We start from the raw sequence: 16,039 nt of genomic DNA, 5'->3' as shown, positions 1-16,039 counted from the left end.
CGGGCACGACAAGTAGTCCCAGGATGTCGGCTGAACCCAGGTCAGCCGGAGGTCGGTTCGGGCGCAGGGCCCGCGCGGGCGCGGAGCAATCGACGACCGCGTGGCGTCCGCTCCGAATGTAGGACGCCACGGACGGCGCTCAACCTCATAATCGTCGCAACGGGCCTGTCAGGGCTCGGAGTCTTCGTCCGACGCCATCAGCACCACGCCGGCGATGATCGCGACGACGCCCACGATCCGGGTCAGGTTCATGGTCTCGTGGAACACCAGGACCGCCGCGGCCAGGGTGGCGACATAGATGGCGCCGGTCATCGGAAAGGCGCGGCCCATGTCGATGGTCTTCAGGATCGTCATCCAGATCAAGAAGCCGCAGAAGTAGAGCGCGAAGCCCAGCAGCACGACCGGCGTGGTGACGGCATGCAGCGCCGTGGTGACCAAACCCTGGCCGACGTCCAGGCTCGCGCCGGCGAACTTGAACACCACCTGGGTGAGCGTCTCCACCGCGATGAACAGCGCCCAGCCCCAGAGCGCGCGGCCCAGCGTCGGCTGGAGGTGTCCCGCGCGCCTATCCAAGGCTGGCGCCCACGAGACCCGCCCCTATGGTGATCAGCCCGGCGGCGAGCCAGCGGCGCCGCCCCGCCCGCTCGCCCAGGAACAGCCGCCCGGCGACGATCGCGCCCACATAGGACAGCGCCGCCATCGGCCCGACCACGGACAGCGGCGCGTGACCCAGCACGAACATCCATGAGGCGGCCTCGACCGCGTAGCCGGCGAGGCCGGCGAAGATCCATGGATTGGTGGCCACCGCCCGCCAGAAGCCCAGGCCCGAGGGCGCGTCGCCGATCCGGTCCAGGCCGAGCTTGAACATGGTCTGGCCGAATACATCGAGCGCGACGGTGAGCCCGAACAGGAACCAGGCCAGGGCAATCATGCGGATCTCCGGGGCGAACGCGCCCGGCCTTTGCGACGGTGGGTGCACCTAGCGCCTTTCGCGGACGCCGTCACCGACCTTGGCCGCGCCCTTACGCCGCGCTGGTGATCGGGCCGTCCGGGCGGCCGTCGACGAACTGGCGGACGTAGGCGTTGTCGGTGCGGTCCAGGTCGGCGGCCGGGCCGCGCCAGACGATCTGGCCGCCCTGCAGCATGGCGATCTCGTCGCCGATGGTGCGGGCCGAGGCGAGGTCGTGGGTGATCGAGACCGCCGTGCAGCCCAGGCGGCGCACCTGGTCGACGATCAGGGCGTTGATCGCCGCCGCGGAGATCGGATCGAGGCCGGTCGTCGGCTCGTCGAAGAACAGCACCTCCGGATCGCCGATGATGGCGCGCGCCAGGCCGACCCGCTTCTGCATGCCGCCCGACAGCTCGGACGGCCGCAGGTCCGCCACCGTCGCCGACAGCCGCACCCGCGCCAGGGCGTCGACCGCCCGGGCCTTGGCCATCCGGCGCGGGACGCGGTCGGCGTGGATCAGGCGGAAGGCGACGTTCTCCCAGACCGTCAGGCTGTCGAACAGCGCCGATCCCTGGAACAGCACGCCGATCCGGGAAAACAGCTCGCGCCGCGCCTGTTCGCCCAGGCCCAGGACGTCGCGGCCGTCCAGGCTCACCGCGCCGGCGTCCGGGCTGAGCAGGCCCAGCGCCACCTTGATCGCCACCGACTTGCCCTGCCCCGATCCGCCGATGATCACCAGCGACCGGCCGGCGGCGACGCTGAGGTCGAAGCCGTCCAGGACCGGCGCGCCGTCAAAGCGCTTGCAGACCCCCGTCCACGCGAGTTTCGCTGGCGCGCTCATCGGTGAGTGAACAGGGTGGTCAGCAGGTAGTCGCTGGCGAAGATCAGAATCGCCGCCGATACCACGGCATGCGTTGTCGCCCGGCCGACCCCGCGCGCGCCGCCGGAGGCGTGGTAGCCGTGGTAGCAGCCCATCAGGGCGACGATGAAGCCGAATACCGCGGCCTTTATCAGCCCGGAGCCGACGTCCCAGCCCTGCACGAAGGCCGCGGTGTTGTGGATGTAGACCGTTGGGTTGAACCCCAGGACCCGGACCGCCACCAGCCAGCCGCCGGCGATGCCGATGATGTCGGCCACCACAGTCAGCAGCGGCAGGACCATCACCGCCGCCAGCAGGCGCGGCGCGACCAGGTAGCGATAGGGATCCGTGGAGAGCGTCCGCATGGCGTCGATCTGCTCGGTGGCGCGCATGGCGCCGATCTCCGCGGCGATGGCCGCCGAGACCCGGCCGGCCAGCATCAAGGCGGCCAGCACCGGACCCAGCTCGCGGGTGATCCCCAGGGCGACGATCTGCGGCATCACCTGTTCGGCGTTGAGCCGCCCGCCGCCGCTGAAGATGTTGAGCGCCAGGGCCGCGCCGGTGAACACCGCGGTCAGCCCCACCACCGGCAGCGAGAAGAAGCCGATGGCCACCAGCTGGCGCAGCGCCTGGCCGGGAAACCAGGGCGGGCTGAAGATCGCCGCGACGCCGCGCACCGCGAAGATCGCCACCGCGCCGACCAGCCGCACGACGCTGAGCGCCGAGCGCCCGATGGCGCGGACGGGACGGAGGGTCCCGCCCCAGGACGCCCCCGTGGCGGTCATGCTACTGCGGCCCGGCCGGCGCGGCGGCGGCGGGCGCTGCGGCCGCGGGCGGCTGCGGGCGGATCACCTGGCCGATCAGGCTGAACAGGTCGACGGCGCCCTGGGTGTTCTCGATCTCGCCGCCGGGCTTGAGGTCGTCGCTGGCGCCGCCCGGCGCGATGGCGACGTGGGCGCCGCCCAGCAGGCTGTCGCTGGTGATCTTGGCGGTGGAATCCGATGGCAGCTTCACCGTTGGGTCCAGGCTCAGGCGCGCCACCGCCAGATAGGTCTTGGGGTCGAGGGTGATCTGGCTGACCGTCCCCACCTTGACGCCGGCGACCGTGACGGTGGCTCCGGGCGCCAGCGCCCCGGCCTCGCCGAACCGGGCCGTCAGGTCATAGGCGCCCGCCTTGCGACCGACCCCGCCGACGCTCAGCGAATAGACCAGGAACCCCGCCGCCAGGACGAGGACCAGAAGACCCATGCCGGTTTCAGCCCATTGTTCGCGCACGGCGAAATCCTTTCGAGAGCGGAGTCAGGCGGCGTCGCAGATGACGGACGCCCTCACCGGGCGTGGGGCGCGGGGCGCTGGACGTCGCGCTGCAACTGGGTGATGAGCACGCCGATATTCCCCCCGGCGTTGTCGATCGTCGAGACGAAATCCTGTTGCTGGGTGATCGCCAGCCAGACGCCCTTGAACTGCACGTCGACCACCTTCCAGGCGGAGCCGCCGCCCAGGACCCGCCACGAGACCGCCACCGGCTGCCCAAGCTGGCCGCCGGAGACCAAGGTGTTGACGACCACGTCCCCCGGCTTGCGCACGACCGAGCCGGTCACCTTCAGGAGTTCGCCGTGATAGTCGTCCAGGCGGTTCTGGTAGACGTGCTCGGCATAGGCCCGGAACGCGGTCGCGAACTGCTCGCGCTGGGGCGGGGTGATCGTCCGGGCATATTTCCCCAGCACGAAGCCGGTGATCTTCGGCACGTCCGCCAACTCGTCGATGGCGCGGTGGAACGTGGCGTTCTTCTGCGCGGCGGTCTGGCCGCGGTCCGCGAGGACCGAGATGATCCGCTGGGCGCCCGTCTGCACGAACTGTTCGGCGCCCGGATCGCGGGCTCCCGCCGCCATGACCGAGGCGGGGCTCCCGAGCCAGGCCAGCGGGATCGCCGCCAGCATCAGGGCGGACAGGCGGCGGCGGGGATGGCGGCGGATCGTGTTGCGCGGCATGGAACTCATGGTTTGTCGGGCGGGAGTTTGTCGAGCGGGGGCATGCTTGGTTGGGGTTCGCCCGAAGGGGGCTCGAAATCGGGAAGTTCGGCGACGGCGCCGGTCGCCTGCTGCACGACGAACACCCGGTGCTGGGTATAGGCGGAACGCGCGGTCGCATAGGGATCGATCCCGTCGTCCAGCGCCCGCAGTGCGGTGTCCTGCGCCACCCGGCTCTCCAGGCCCCCGAGCACGGCGCGCGAGGTCTTGAAACTGGTACGCGAGGCGCCCGGTATCAACGAAACCGGGTCGATGACGATGTCCACCACCCGACCGATTCCGTCCCGCAGGTCCAGCGGGCCGATCACCGGCACGTAGAGGTAGGGTCCGGCCTGGGCGCCGTAGCGGCCCAGCGTCTGCCCGAAATCGGAATCGTGCCCTTCGATCCCCATGCCCGTGGCCACGTCGAACAGACCGAGCAGTCCGATCGTCGAGTTGATCGCGAACCGCGCCGTCGACTTGGCCGCACGCCGCGGGTGGGCCTGGAGCAGGTCGTCGAGCGCGTTGCCGGGCTCCCACAGGTTATAGACCACCGAGGTGACCCGGTTGCGGATCGGCAGCGGCGTCGCGCGCATGTAGCCGTGGACGACCGGCCCGATCAGGTGATGATCCAGGCCGTTGCTGAACGCGAAGACCCTCCGGTTGAGGCCTTCCCAGGGATCGTACGGCTGCGCCAGTTCCGCATTCGGGCCCGGTAGGGCGGCGCCATCGGGCGCTGGCGGTGCGGCCTGGGCCCTGGCCGAGCCGGCCAGCAGCGCGGCGACAAGGGCCAAGCCCGGCGACCACCCCGACAGGCGGAGCCGGCCTTTATCTGGAATCATACGGCAATGCCTGAACGCTGAGGCCTGATCTCAAGGACGCCACGGGCCGTCACCAACCTCAGTTCGGTATGGATACGAGCTTATGCAAGGGTCGGCCGCATGTCGCCGACCTCCGCTGCGATTTCCACCCGCGACGGGCTCGCAAAATGCGAGCGCAGGCGCTACGCCCTTTTCGCCGCCCGGGTTCGGGTCGCCAAGACTCATTCCGGGGGGAACATCGATGGCGAGTTTGGCATCCCGTTTCGCGAGCGTCGCGCTCGCCGCCGTAACGCTCGCCGTCGCCTGGCAGGTTCCGGAGGCGAGAGCCCAGGCGCCCGCCGCCGCGGGCCAGGCGGTGTTCGCGGCGCGCTGCAAGGCCTGCCACGACCCGGCCGTCGAACGTGCGCCCAGCCTCGCCGACCTGGCTCAGCGGCCTGCAGCCGATGTGCTGAAGGCGCTGACCACCGGGATCATGAAGCCGATGGCCGGGGGCCTGAGCCCGGCCGACCTCGACGCCGTGACGGCCTATATCGCCTCGACCGGCAAACCCGCCGCGGTCGCGAACCGGCCGACCGGTCAGGAGATGCCGCAGGTGGCCATCCGCGGCGGCGTGGTCGGGACCGACCCGATGTGCGCCGCCAACCCGCCGATCGAGGCGGCGGCCGGCGACTGGGCCAGCATGGGCGTCGACGACGCCTCGACCCGCTTCCAGCGCCGCCCGGGCCTGGCCGCGGCCGACATCCCGCGGCTGAAGGTGAGTTGGGCCTTCTCGATGACCGGCGGCGGCCAGCCCACGGTGGTCGGCGACTGGCTGTTCGTCACCAACCGCTCGGGCAAGTTCTACGCCCTGGATACCCGGACCGGCTGTGTCCACTGGGCGCTGCGCGACGTGGTCTCGCGTAACACCCCGCCGGTGATCCGCAGCCCGATCTCGCCCAGCGGCTGGGCCATCTTCACCGGCGTCGCCGACCACTCGGTGCGCGCCTATGACGCCCAGACCGGCAAGCCGATCTGGCAGAGCCCGGTGCTGGAGACCCATCCGTCGACGGTGATGACCGGCTCGCCGGTGGTGGTGGGCCAGCGGCTGATCGTGCCGATCTCCTCGATCGAGGAAGCCTCGTCGATGAGCAGGGCCTACGCCTGCTGCACCTTCCGCGGCTCGCTGGCGGCGCTGGACCTGAAAACCGGCAAGCTGCTGTGGAAGACTCCGACCATCGCCGAGCCCCAGAAGGTGATCCGCGAGAAGGACGGCGGCCAGCAGATGAAGGGTCCGGCCGGAGCGGCGATCTGGGCCGCCCCGTCCTTCGACCGCAAGCGCGGCCTCGTCTACGTGGTCACCGGCGACAGCTACACCGACGTCGACACCATCGGCGCCGATGCGGTCATGGCGCTAGAGATCGCCACCGGCAAGATCCGCTGGCAGCACCAGGTGACGCAGAAGGACAACTTCGTCATGGGCTGCGGCCGCAATTCCACCTCCGGCAACTGCCCGACGCCGCTGGGTCCCGACTTCGACTTCGGGGCCACGCCGGTGCTGATGACCCTCGCCGGCGGCAAGCAGGTGCTGGTGGCGGGCCAGAAATCCGGCCTCGCCTACGGTTTCGATCCGGACACCGGCAAGCGCCTCTGGACCACCCAGGTCGGCGTCGGCTCGGCGCTCGGCGGCATCGAGTGGGGGATCGGCGCGGACGACAAGCGGGTCTATGTGCCGGTCTCCGACCTGGGCGCGCTGATGGGCGCTGGACGGCCCGGCGCGCCGGCCGCCAAGCCCGGTCTAAACGCGCTGGACCCGGCCACCGGCAAGATTCTCTGGACCACGCCCGCGCCCGACGCGCCCTGCGTCTACGCCGCCGACAAGGGCCAGCCCAGCCGCTGCGTGCGCTCGCAGTCGGCCGCGCCGGCGATCGTCCCGGGCTTCGTCTTCCAGGGCGCCCTGGACGGCTGGTTCCGCGCCTACGACAGCGCCACCGGCAAGATCGTCTGGGAATATTCCACCACCGCGCGGACCTACGACACCGTCAACGGCATCAAGGGCCAGCCGGGCGGCGGCATCGACGGCATGGGCCCGACGGTGGCCGGCGGCATGGTCTTCCTGACCAGCGGCAACAACGGCGCCGCCCGCGTGGGCAGCAACGGCGTCAACGTGCTGCTGGCGTTCTCGGTAGACGGGAAATGACGCCGCCGCCCTGGCCTCCGGCCAATTTACTCTGAATGGACGGCCGGGCGACCGTCGCCCGGCCGTCGCGTCCGACAGGTGATCCATGGCTACGCGCGCCGAGATCCTTCACGGGATTCCGCTCTTCCAGTTCCTCGACCAGGCTGAACGCGAGACGCTCGCGGCCGACCTGGACGCCACCGAGTTCGCGGCAGGGCACGTGATCTTCGCGGCCGGCGACCCCGGGGATTCGATGTACATCGTCACCGCCGGCGAGGCGGAGATCTTCTTCAAGAACAACACCGGCGACGAGATCATTCTCGAACGCGTTGGCGAGGGTGGTTATTTCGGCGACCTGTCCCTGCTTGACCACGGCTCGCGCACGGCCTCGGCGCGGTGCGTCGCGGCGGTCGAGGCGCTCAGGGTCGATCGCAACGACCTCGAGGTGCTGGTCCGCGCCTATCCCCAGGCCGCGCTCGACCTGCTGGGGGCCATGGCGGGCCGCGTGCGGGTCAACGCCGAACTGCTGCGCCACACCGCCTCGCGCAACGTCAACGACGAGGTCGCCGACGCCCGCAGCGCGGTCGACCAGGCCGCCGACTGGATCGCCGACTTCAGCGGCAGCATCCCGTTCCTGATGATCCACGTGGTGATCTTCTTCGTCTGGATCGCCTGGAACATGGCGCTCAGCGAAACGCTGCGGTTCGACGCCTTCCCGTTCGGCCTGCTGACCATGGTGGTGTCGCTGGAGGCGATCATCCTGTCGGTGTTCGTCCTGCTCAGCCAGAACCGTCAGATCGAGAAGGACCGGGTGCGTGGCGAGATCGAATACGACGTCAACCTCAAGGCCGAGCTGGAGATCATGCAGTTGCACGAGAAGATGGACCGCCTGACCGGCGACCTGCTGGTGCGCCTGGCCGAGATCGAGCGCGGGGTCCGCAAGGTGGGCGCGAAGGGCTGACGCCGCCGGGCGGGCCGAGGTCGCATCGCATAGAAATTCAGCATCGGGGCGCCGGCCGGCGTCCACCCGCCCATCGGCCAGCACGACCGGATTGCCAACTTCGCGAGTGAGCTTACCGTCGCGGTTCGCGAACCACTGACCATTCGAGGGCCGATCCGATGACTGAAGCTTCCGCCGGGCTTTCCGAGGACTTCGAAGCCGACCTGACGCGGCGCGGCTATTCCCGGCGGTCGTTCGGCCGCATCTTCGGCCTGCTGGCCGCGGGGCCAGGGGTCGCCAGCGTGGCCGGCGCGGCCTTCGCCCAGACCACTGCCACCAACCCGCACGCCAAGGCCGACGCCGGGGCCGCGCCCACGGCGGTCTCCGCCATGGTCCACATCGGCGCCAACGAGTGCTGGACCGGCCCGCTGGAGCCGGGCGCCAAGGCCGCCGCCGCCGCGGTCGCCACCGGCAACCGCTACACCAGCACCCAGCGCACCGACTTCGTGAACGCCGTCGTCGCGGTGGAGAAGGTGCCGGCCAGCCACGTGCTGCCGTGGGCGGGCTCCAGCGACCCGATGGCCCGCATCGTGGTCACCTATTGCTCGCCGACCCGCGGCCTGGTGATCGCCAACCCGACCTTCGAACTGGCGCCCAGCGTCGCCCGCTACATCGGCGCCAAGGTCAGCGAGGTCCCCCTCACCGCCGACTACCGCCACGACGTGAAGGCCATGCTGGCGGCCGATCCGAACGCCGGGGTCTACTACATCTGCACCCCCAACAACCCGACCGCCACGATCACCCCGCTGGCCGACGTGGAGTGGCTGCTGGCCAACAAGCCGGCCGGGTCGATCGTCCTGCTGGACGAGGCCTACACCCACTTCGCCGGGGTGCCGGTCGGCAGCTACCTGGCCGCCCAGGACAAGGACATCATCGTCCTGCGCACCTTCTCCAAGCTGTTCGGCATGGCCGGGATGCGGATGGGCCTGACGATCGCCCGGCCCGAGCTGATGATGAAGACCATGCGCTACGACGGACAGATGGCCAGCTTCGCCCTGCCCAACCCGTCGGTGGTCTGCGGCGCGGTCAGCCTGGTGCAGGCCGACCTGATCGCCAAGCGCCGCGCGGAGATGGTCAGGGTGCGCGACCGCAGCCTGGCCCTGCTGGACAAGCGCAAGATCGGCTACATCCCGCCGGCCGCCAACTTCTTCATGGTCGACTGGAAGAAGCCGGCCCGGGACGTGAAGGCCGCGTTCGCCGGCGAGGGCATCGAGATCGGCCGCTCCTGGCCGATCTGGCCCAACCTCTCGCGGATCACGGTGGGGTCGGCCAGCGAGATGGACGCCTTCAACGCCGCCGTGGTGAAGCTGAACCTCTGAGCCCTACACCCGCAACTGCAGGAAGCCAGGGTCGCGGAATGGCTCGCCCGCGACCATCCGCTCGTGGAAACCCGCCACCCGCGGCCCTGCGCCGCCTTCACGCGGCTCGTAGACCGCCTGGTCGCCGAAGAAGCGCAGGGTGAGCGTCCGGCGCCGGCGGCCGGGATGGGTCGGCGCGCCGCCGTGCAGGACCGCCGGGTGGAAGACGATCAGGTCGCCCGGCTCGACCGCCCAGGAGACGATGTCCCAGCGATCCCGGTCGGCCTCGATGTCCGGCAAACGCGGCAGGGACGAACGCGGATGGGTGGGTGCGGTGTCGTCGCCGAGCTCGAAGCGCGAGCCGTTGTAGAGCCGCCCCCGATGCGAGCCGCGAACGAATTCCAGCGAGTCGGCCTTCGGCACGGGATCGAAGGTGATCCAGGCCACCGCCAGGTCTTCGCCGGCGACGGCAAGGTAGGAGGAATCCTGATGCCACGGCGTGCGCCGCGCCTCGCCGCCTTCCTTCAGGAACACCTGCTCGTACATGAACCAGACCGGCCCCGAGCCCCACAGATCGGCCACCAGCGCCGGGATCGGCGAGGCCTCGAGCATGGCCCGGTAGCCGGTGAGGCAGTCGGGATTGTAGAGGTCCTGGTAGAAAGTCGCGTCGCTCGCCTGGCGGATGTTCGAGGCCAGTGGCCCGGGGTGGGCCAGGCTCCAGTCGTAGGCCGCTCGCGCGCCTGCCAGGGCTTCCGCATTCAGGACGCCCGGCAGATGGACGACGCCGTCGCGGGCGTAGGCCTCGCCGACTTCGCTCACGCGTCCATCCGGAACAGCTTCAGCGCGGTCCTGCCCAGGATCTTCTGGGCGTCGTCCACGCTGCAGGCCCGGAACACCGCCTCGATGGCGCTGCGGGTATAGCCGAAGGTGCTTTCCTGGTGCGGATAGTCCGACGACCACAGCACCCGGTCGGCGCCGATCCTGTGCAGCATCTCCAGCCCCACCGGGTCGGTCATGAAGGTCGCATAGCAGTGGTGGGCCCAGTACCAGCTGGGCGCGTGCGCCAGCTTCGGCGAGACCGAGGTGGGGAAGGAATTGTAGATCATGTCGGCGTCGTGGAGCATGCCGGGGACCCAGCTCAGCCCCGCCTCCACGAACACCACCTGCAGGCCCGGGAACCGGTCGAACACCCCGCCGAAGGTGAGCTGCGCCCAGTTCTGCCGGAACCCCTGCATCTGGGTCAGCACCGAGACGCCGACCGCGCCCGGCTCGGCGGTCGGGATTGCCTCGCCGATGTGGAAGGCCAACGGCAGGCCGCTCGCCTCGACGGCCGCCCACAGCGGATCCATCCGGGGGTGATTGTACTGGATGGTCCGGCCGTCGGCGAACTTGCCGGGCTTGATCGGGATCATCAGGCAGCGCGCGCCCAGCTCCGCGCAACGGGCCACCGACGCGCCCGCCGCCTCCGGGTCCCAGTAGCTGGGGACCATCACCGGGTAGAGCCGCCCGGGCGCCTGGGCGCAGACCGCGCCGATGTGCGCGTTGTAGGCGCCGAACACCTCCGCCTTGTGCTCGATCTCGCCGAACATCATCAGGCCGAACAGGCGCTGCGGAAAGATCAGCTCCTTCTCGACGCCCTCGATGTCCAGGTCGGCGATCCGCGCGTCGAGGTCGGTCAGGCCCGGATAGCACTCCAGCGCGTCGCACAGGTGCTGGGCGATCGCCGGCGGGGTCATCGACTTGCCGCCGATGCTCAGGTCCCAGCCGCCGTCCTTGAGGACCATCCGCGGCGCCTGGTCTTTCAGGTGAGCGGGAAAGCGGTCGACCCAGAGGTCGCTCTCCAGCATGTGGCTGTCGGCCGAGACGATCACCGTCCCCGCCGGCCAGTCGCGGCTCCGCGCCTGCGGCCGCCGCTGTGCGGCGACGGCCAGCCCGACCTGTTCCGGGATCTCCAGGATGAAGCCTTCGGCCATGGCGTGCTCCGGCGCGCGACTGCGCTGAAGCAAGGTTATGTCGGGCCAGGGATGGGGGCAATCGAGACGAGGATCGCCGCGGGTTCGCTCAGCTGGGTCTACGCCAGCACCCGGCTCAGGAACTGTCCGCCCAGTCGCAGGCCGGCCTCGTCGATGCTGTGCCCCAGGCCGCGCGACATGTGGGTGCTGACCTCCAGGCCAAGCGGATCGAGCGCCGCCCGGGCCTGCTGCAGGGCGGCGACCGGGACGGTGGGATCGGCGTCCCCGTGAACGAGCAGGACCGGGGGCTTCGAGAGCAACTCGGCGGCCAGGCTGTCCGGATCGGCCAGCATGCCGGAATAGCCGATCACGCCCGCCAGCGGCCGTTCGCGTCGCGGGCCGACGTGCAGGGCGACCATGGTCCCCTGGCTGAAGCCGACGAGGGCGAGCCGGTCTTCCGTCAGGCCGTAGGTGGCCAGCTGGCCGTCGATATAGGCGTTCAGGGTCGGCGCGGCCTCGCGAACGCCGGCGGCGCGGGCCTGCGGACTGAAGCTGGTCAACGGCCACCACTGCCGCCCGCCGGGCGCGCCCGGGCAAGGCTGCGGGGCGTTGGGCGACAGGAAGACGGTATCGGGCAGGGCGTCGCGCCAATAGGGGACCAGCCCGATGAGGTCGTCGCCATTCGAACCATAGCCGTGGAGCAGAATGACCATCGAGGTCGGCGCGCGCCCTGAGGCGGGAAGGACCAGCGGTCCCTGAAGAGTCGGCGTTTCCATCGGACGGGAGGTGGGGGTCTGGGCGGGTTCCGGTCAAGCCGTGACGTGGGCGATGGCGAAGTGGGGCGATGGCGAAGTGGGGCGCTGGCGAAGTGGGCGATGGCGACGCGGGAGATGGCGGTGCGGACCGTCAGACGGTAACGGGTCTGCACGTCCGGCCGGCGGATGATATGGGACCCCGGCGCATCGCGGAGACTGCCATGGAAGGCCCGACGTCCCACTTCTACTTCTCGCAGCGTCTGCGCCTGCATTACGTGGATTGGGGAAACGAGGCGGCCCCGCCGCTGTTGCTCGTCCATGGCGGCCGCGACCATTGCCGCAACTGGGACTGGGTGGCCCAGCGGCTGCGTGACCGCTACCACGTGATCGCCCCCGATCTGCGCGGGCACGGCGACAGCGCCTGGGCGGTCGGCGGCGGCTACGAGATGGCGGGCTACATCTACGACCTGGCCCAGATCATCCATCAGAAGGGCATGGCGCCGGTGACCATCATCGCCCACTCCCTGGGGGCGGGCATCACCCTGAACTACTGCGGCGCCTTCCCCGAGAATGTGAAGAAGGTCATCGCCATCGAGGGCCTCGGCCCTTCGCCGGCGGTCATGGAAGAGCAGGCCAAGCGCTCCGTCGAGGCGCGGATCCGCGCCTGGGTGAAGGATCGACGCGAGAACTCCGGACGGGCGCCGCGGCGGTACGCGACACTCGACGACGCGGTCGCCCGCATGGCGCACGAGAACCCACACCTGAGCCCGGAACAGGCGCGCCACCTGACGATCTACGGCGCCCATCAGAACGAGGACGGCACCTACTCCTGGAAGTTCGACAACCACGCGCGGTGGGGCGGCGGTGTGGGGGGTCTATCGCATGAGGACCAGCAGCACCTGTGGCGCAGCATCACCGCGCCCGTCCTCCTGGTACGCGGCGCGGAGTCCTGGGCCTCTGACCCGGTGGTCGACGGCCGCATCCAGCACTTCCGCAACGCCCGCCTGGTGAACTTCGAAGGCGCCGGCCACTGGGTCCACCACGACCGGCTCGATGCGTTCATGGCGGCGGCGGAGGTGTTTTTGGCGGAATAGGCCGCTCAGTATCCAACGAGCCGGCGCCGATGGGGCGTCCAGCGACAGCAGGTCCCCGCGCCTGTTGGCGCGATCGGCCTCAGCCGAGTCCGAACGCGGCTGGTCCCGCGGCCGGTGCGAGCGATGCCGTGCTGAGCTGCGAGATCTTCGCGAGCAGGGCGGCGGCGTCGATCGGCTTGGGCATGTGCGCGTCGGCGCCGGCCTCCAGCGACTGGGCCACCTGGTGGGTCATGGCATTGGCCGACAGCACGATGATCGGGATCGGCGCATCGCCGCGTTGCAGCTCCAGCGCGCGGATATTCCGCGTCGCCGAGAGCCCGTCGAGGACCGGCATCTGCATGTCCATGAGGATGAGATCGAACGGCTCGCGCGCAAAGGCCTGGCAGGCCTCCAGGCCGTCCTCGGCGTAGGTCACGTCCGCGCCGATCAGCTCCAGGACCATGCCGATGATCCGGCGGTTGTTGGGGTTGTCCTCGGCGACGAGGATGCGCCAGGCGCGCTGCGCGCCCGGCTCTTCGGCTTCCGGGGCGCTCGCCGCCGGCTGGACCGGCGCCGCCACGAAGCGGAATTCGAACTCTGAACCCTCGCCAGGCGTGGAGCGGCAGGTGATGTCGCCGCCCATCTGCAGCGCCAGCGAGCGGGAGATGGCGAGCCCCAGTCCGGAGCCGCCGAACCGGCGGGTGATGGAACCATCGGCCTGCTCGAAACGGTCGAACAGGCGATCGGCCGCCTCGGCCGCGAAGCCGCAGCCGGTGTCACGGACGCGAATGACCACCGTCGACAGGTCGCCGCCCGGCTGGACATCGACCTCGAGGGTGACGCCGCCCTGCTCGGTGAATTTGACGGCGTTGGAGAGCAGGTTGGTCACCACCTGGCGGACCCGGACGCTGTCGCCGTCCAACCAGGCCTGCGCCGCGTCGAGATGCCTGACGTCGAAGCGCAGGCCCTTGGCGTCCGCCTCGGCGGCGAAGAGGTCGCAGACGCACGCCAGGTTTTCGGTCAGGTTGAAGGCGCGCGTCTCGAGGGTCAGCTTGCCGGCCTCGATCTTGGTGAAGTCCAGGATATCGCTCAGCAGGCGCTCCAGCGTTCGACCCGACTCGAGGATCAGGGAGACCATCTCGCGCTGCCGCGGTCCGAGGTCGGTGCGGGCCAGCAGGTCCGCCACGGTGATCACCCCGTTCAAGGGCGTGCGGACCTCGTGGCTCATATTGGCGAAGAACTGGGACTTGGTTTCGTTGGCGTCGACGGCGGCTTGGCGCTCGACCTGGGCGCGGTGCATCGCCTCGGCCAGCCGCCGCCGCTGGCCGGTGGCCAGGGTCTGGGAGACCAGCAGCCCCAGCTTCGAGACCAGCGCCAGATCGGCGGACGAATAGGCGCCCAGCTGGTGGGCGCACAACACCAGGAGGCCCGGTCCGTGTACCGCGGCGATCGGCGCGTAGATCGCCCCGCCCGGCAGCGGGGCGACGCCCTGGCAAGACGCCCATTCCGGCACGCGGGAATTGTCCGGCACCAGCGCCGCCCCACCGCCGGCCACGCGGCGGAAGAAGGCGCCCGCCGGCCAGGTCGCGCCGAGGGCGCCGGGGGCGGTGGAGGCGACGCAGACGAACAGATCGTCCTTGACCTCGAGAACGTAGGCCTCGTCGAACGCCAGCGCCGCGCTCAGCAGCTCGAACATCCGCGCGAGCAGGATGTCCGGGTCGTCGTCGACCGAGAGCGCCCGAATCCCGTTGATCACCAGCACATGTTCACGCAGCCGTTGGCTCTCGGCGGCCTGCAGCCGCCGGGTGGAGGCGAGGGCCTCGCGCAGCTGTTCGACCTCATGTGTCATCCGCCGAACATCAGCCCTGAGACCATCAGGTTGCCGTGGCGGTTGGAGCTGTCGACGATCGCGCCCTGCTCGCCGAAGGTGAAGGCCCCCAGGAACGGAGCGCCCTCCATCGCCTGCGCCACCTGCTCGGCGACCTCGTCCATCCGGTCCCGCACGTGCAGCATGCAGCCGCCGCAGTAGATGACCAGGCCGCCCCGGGTCTGCTCGCCGGCCCAGCCGCCGGCGGCGCGGGCGTCATTCACCACCACGGCCGCGCGCTTGACCAGGGACTCCGGCGAGCCGCGCATCAGGACGATCTGGTCGCCCTCGGCGATGTCGGTGAACAGCGACAGGTCGCCAGCCAGGCCGATCATCGCCGGATGCGACAGCACGAACATTGGCACGCCGTCCAGTTCGCCGGCCAGCCGGCCGAGCGGCGTCGGCGTGCTCCTGGCCAGGATCATGCCGCTCTGGACGGACGGCACCTCGCCGTCCGTCCAGCCGCAATAGACCTCGGCCGCCGGGCGCCCGTCGATCTCCAGGACCTGACGTCCATCCGCCAGCGTCACCGTGCCCGTCCGGTCCGTGGGCGCATAGCCGCTCTGGAAGGCGGCCCCGTGGGAGAGGGTCGGAAACCACACCGACACCACCACGTGCTCGGCGAGGACGCCATCTGTCGAGAACTCGCGCCACTTGCCGGCGATCTGCTCGTCCGCCGAGCTGCCGCCGATGATCGGCGTGTGCGGGCCGATCACCGACTGTATGCCGGCCAGCACGGCTTCCTCCCGGCCCGGCGGCTGGCAGCACCAGACGATCACCGGACTCTCGAAATCGCGGCCCGAGGCGACTAGCGCCTGCTCGACCGCCGTCGCGCCGGCGGTGAACGGATCGTCGGCGAGGGGCGCGGAGCCGACACCGTAGGCGCCGCCGGGGTCCTTGACGCCGAGCAGTCCAATGGCCCCGTCCGGGCCGGTGTGGAACCCGGCTTCGGTCATCACGCCGCCGCATGAGGTGCTGCCGAGGATCGGCGTTCCGGGGACCAGCCCACGGACGCAGGAGATCAGCGCGTCCGTCGCGTGGCTTTCCGTGGCGTAGATCAGCAGGAGATCGGGTGCGCCGCCCAGCTTTTTCAGAAGGGTCTCCATGGCAGCGGTGGCGGCCCGTCCGGGGTCACCGAGCAGACTGTAGGCGGAAGCAAAGCGCATGGTGGTCCCCAGGGTCCCGCAACCTGGACCACAGACGCGTTAAGGAATGCTCCTTGTCGTGTATCGCGCGCGCCGCCGCGGCGCCGGGCAGGGCTCGCCAGGACCGGCCGAGTTGGCCTGTACAAGCCATTCCTG

General features: G+C 70.3%; 16 protein-coding genes. 4 read left to right on the top strand and 12 right to left on the bottom strand.

Annotation, left to right across the window (positions count from 1 at the left end; translation table 11 throughout):
• Positions 1–168: 168 nt before the first annotated feature.
• From Q0R13_RS14735 to Q0R13_RS14705, 7 genes are all read right to left on the bottom strand, one after another.
• Complete coding sequence (locus Q0R13_RS14735) at positions 169–573, bottom strand: EamA family transporter (RefSeq protein WP_293905185.1); 405 nt, start codon at positions 571–573, stop codon at positions 169–171.
• On the bottom strand, positions 566–931 hold the full coding sequence (locus Q0R13_RS14730) for an EamA family transporter (RefSeq protein ID WP_293905183.1): 366 nt from the start codon (positions 929–931) through the stop codon (positions 566–568). The genes Q0R13_RS14735 and Q0R13_RS14730 overlap by 8 nt, the downstream gene beginning before the upstream one ends.
• Before the next feature lie 91 nt (positions 932–1,022).
• Positions 1,023–1,790, bottom strand: a complete 768-nt coding sequence (locus Q0R13_RS14725) for an ATP-binding cassette domain-containing protein (protein WP_293905181.1) — start codon at positions 1,788–1,790, stop codon at positions 1,023–1,025.
• A complete protein-coding gene (locus Q0R13_RS14720) occupies positions 1,787–2,593 on the bottom strand; it encodes an ABC transporter permease (protein ID WP_293905179.1) in 807 nt (268 codons plus the stop codon). The genes Q0R13_RS14725 and Q0R13_RS14720 overlap by 4 nt, the downstream gene beginning before the upstream one ends.
• Before the next feature lies 1 nt (position 2,594).
• Complete coding sequence (mlaD, locus tag Q0R13_RS14715) at positions 2,595–3,083, bottom strand: outer membrane lipid asymmetry maintenance protein MlaD (protein WP_293905178.1); 489 nt, start codon at positions 3,081–3,083, stop codon at positions 2,595–2,597.
• 53 nt (positions 3,084–3,136) lie between these two features.
• On the bottom strand, positions 3,137–3,748 hold the full coding sequence (locus tag Q0R13_RS14710) for an ABC transporter substrate-binding protein (RefSeq protein ID WP_293905344.1): 612 nt from the start codon (positions 3,746–3,748) through the stop codon (positions 3,137–3,139).
• 56 nt (positions 3,749–3,804) lie between these two features.
• Entirely contained in the window at positions 3,805–4,611 is an 807-nt protein-coding gene (locus Q0R13_RS14705; RefSeq protein ID WP_293905176.1) for a VacJ family lipoprotein, read from the bottom strand.
• A gap of 268 nt (positions 4,612–4,879) precedes the next feature.
• Between Q0R13_RS14705 and Q0R13_RS14700 the strand changes: the two genes are divergently transcribed.
• From Q0R13_RS14700 to Q0R13_RS14690, 3 genes are all read left to right on the top strand, one after another.
• On the top strand, positions 4,880–6,814 hold the full coding sequence (locus Q0R13_RS14700) for a PQQ-binding-like beta-propeller repeat protein (RefSeq protein WP_293905174.1): 1,935 nt from the start codon (positions 4,880–4,882) through the stop codon (positions 6,812–6,814).
• A gap of 85 nt (positions 6,815–6,899) precedes the next feature.
• On the top strand, positions 6,900–7,754 hold the full coding sequence (locus Q0R13_RS14695; protein ID WP_293905173.1) for a DUF1003 domain-containing protein: 855 nt from the start codon (positions 6,900–6,902) through the stop codon (positions 7,752–7,754).
• Between the two features lie 158 nt (positions 7,755–7,912).
• The gene (locus Q0R13_RS14690; protein WP_293905172.1) at positions 7,913–9,112 is read left to right on the top strand and encodes a pyridoxal phosphate-dependent aminotransferase; all 1,200 of its coding nucleotides are present in this window, start codon (positions 7,913–7,915) and stop codon (positions 9,110–9,112) included.
• Between the two features lie 3 nt (positions 9,113–9,115).
• Here Q0R13_RS14690 and Q0R13_RS14685 read toward each other — a convergent pair whose 3' ends face one another.
• From Q0R13_RS14685 to Q0R13_RS14675, 3 genes are all read right to left on the bottom strand, one after another.
• The gene (locus Q0R13_RS14685; RefSeq protein ID WP_293905170.1) at positions 9,116–9,910 is read right to left on the bottom strand and encodes a phytanoyl-CoA dioxygenase family protein; all 795 of its coding nucleotides are present in this window, start codon (positions 9,908–9,910) and stop codon (positions 9,116–9,118) included.
• Positions 9,907–11,064 (bottom strand): amidohydrolase family protein, encoded by a 1,158-nt coding sequence (locus Q0R13_RS14680; protein ID WP_293905168.1) that lies wholly within the window; start codon positions 11,062–11,064, stop codon positions 9,907–9,909. Before Q0R13_RS14680 ends, Q0R13_RS14685 begins: the two co-directional genes overlap by 4 nt.
• Positions 11,065–11,162: 98 nt before the next feature.
• A complete protein-coding gene (locus tag Q0R13_RS14675) occupies positions 11,163–11,819 on the bottom strand; it encodes a dienelactone hydrolase family protein (RefSeq protein ID WP_293905166.1) in 657 nt (218 codons plus the stop codon).
• Between the two features lie 200 nt (positions 11,820–12,019).
• Between Q0R13_RS14675 and Q0R13_RS14670 the strand changes: the two genes are divergently transcribed.
• Positions 12,020–12,892 (top strand): alpha/beta hydrolase, encoded by an 873-nt coding sequence (locus tag Q0R13_RS14670; RefSeq protein WP_293905164.1) that lies wholly within the window; start codon positions 12,020–12,022, stop codon positions 12,890–12,892.
• Between the two features lie 79 nt (positions 12,893–12,971).
• On the opposite strand, the gene Q0R13_RS14665 is transcribed toward Q0R13_RS14670, so the two are convergent.
• A complete protein-coding gene (locus Q0R13_RS14665; protein WP_293905162.1) occupies positions 12,972–14,720 on the bottom strand; it encodes an ATP-binding protein in 1,749 nt (582 codons plus the stop codon).
• Positions 14,717–15,904 carry an FIST N-terminal domain-containing protein gene (locus tag Q0R13_RS14660; protein ID WP_293905161.1) on the bottom strand — a complete coding sequence of 396 codons (1,188 nt, stop codon included), beginning with the start codon at positions 15,902–15,904 and terminating at the stop codon, positions 14,717–14,719. Before Q0R13_RS14660 ends, Q0R13_RS14665 begins: the two co-directional genes overlap by 4 nt.
• Between the last annotated feature and the right edge of the window lie 135 nt (positions 15,905–16,039).

It is taken from the genome of Phenylobacterium sp. (assembly GCF_025351295.1).
Taxonomy (GTDB): Bacteria; Pseudomonadota; Alphaproteobacteria; order Caulobacterales; family Caulobacteraceae; genus Phenylobacterium.
Note: the sequence above shows the minus strand (reverse complement) of the source record. Positions and strands in the feature narration are given on the sequence as shown.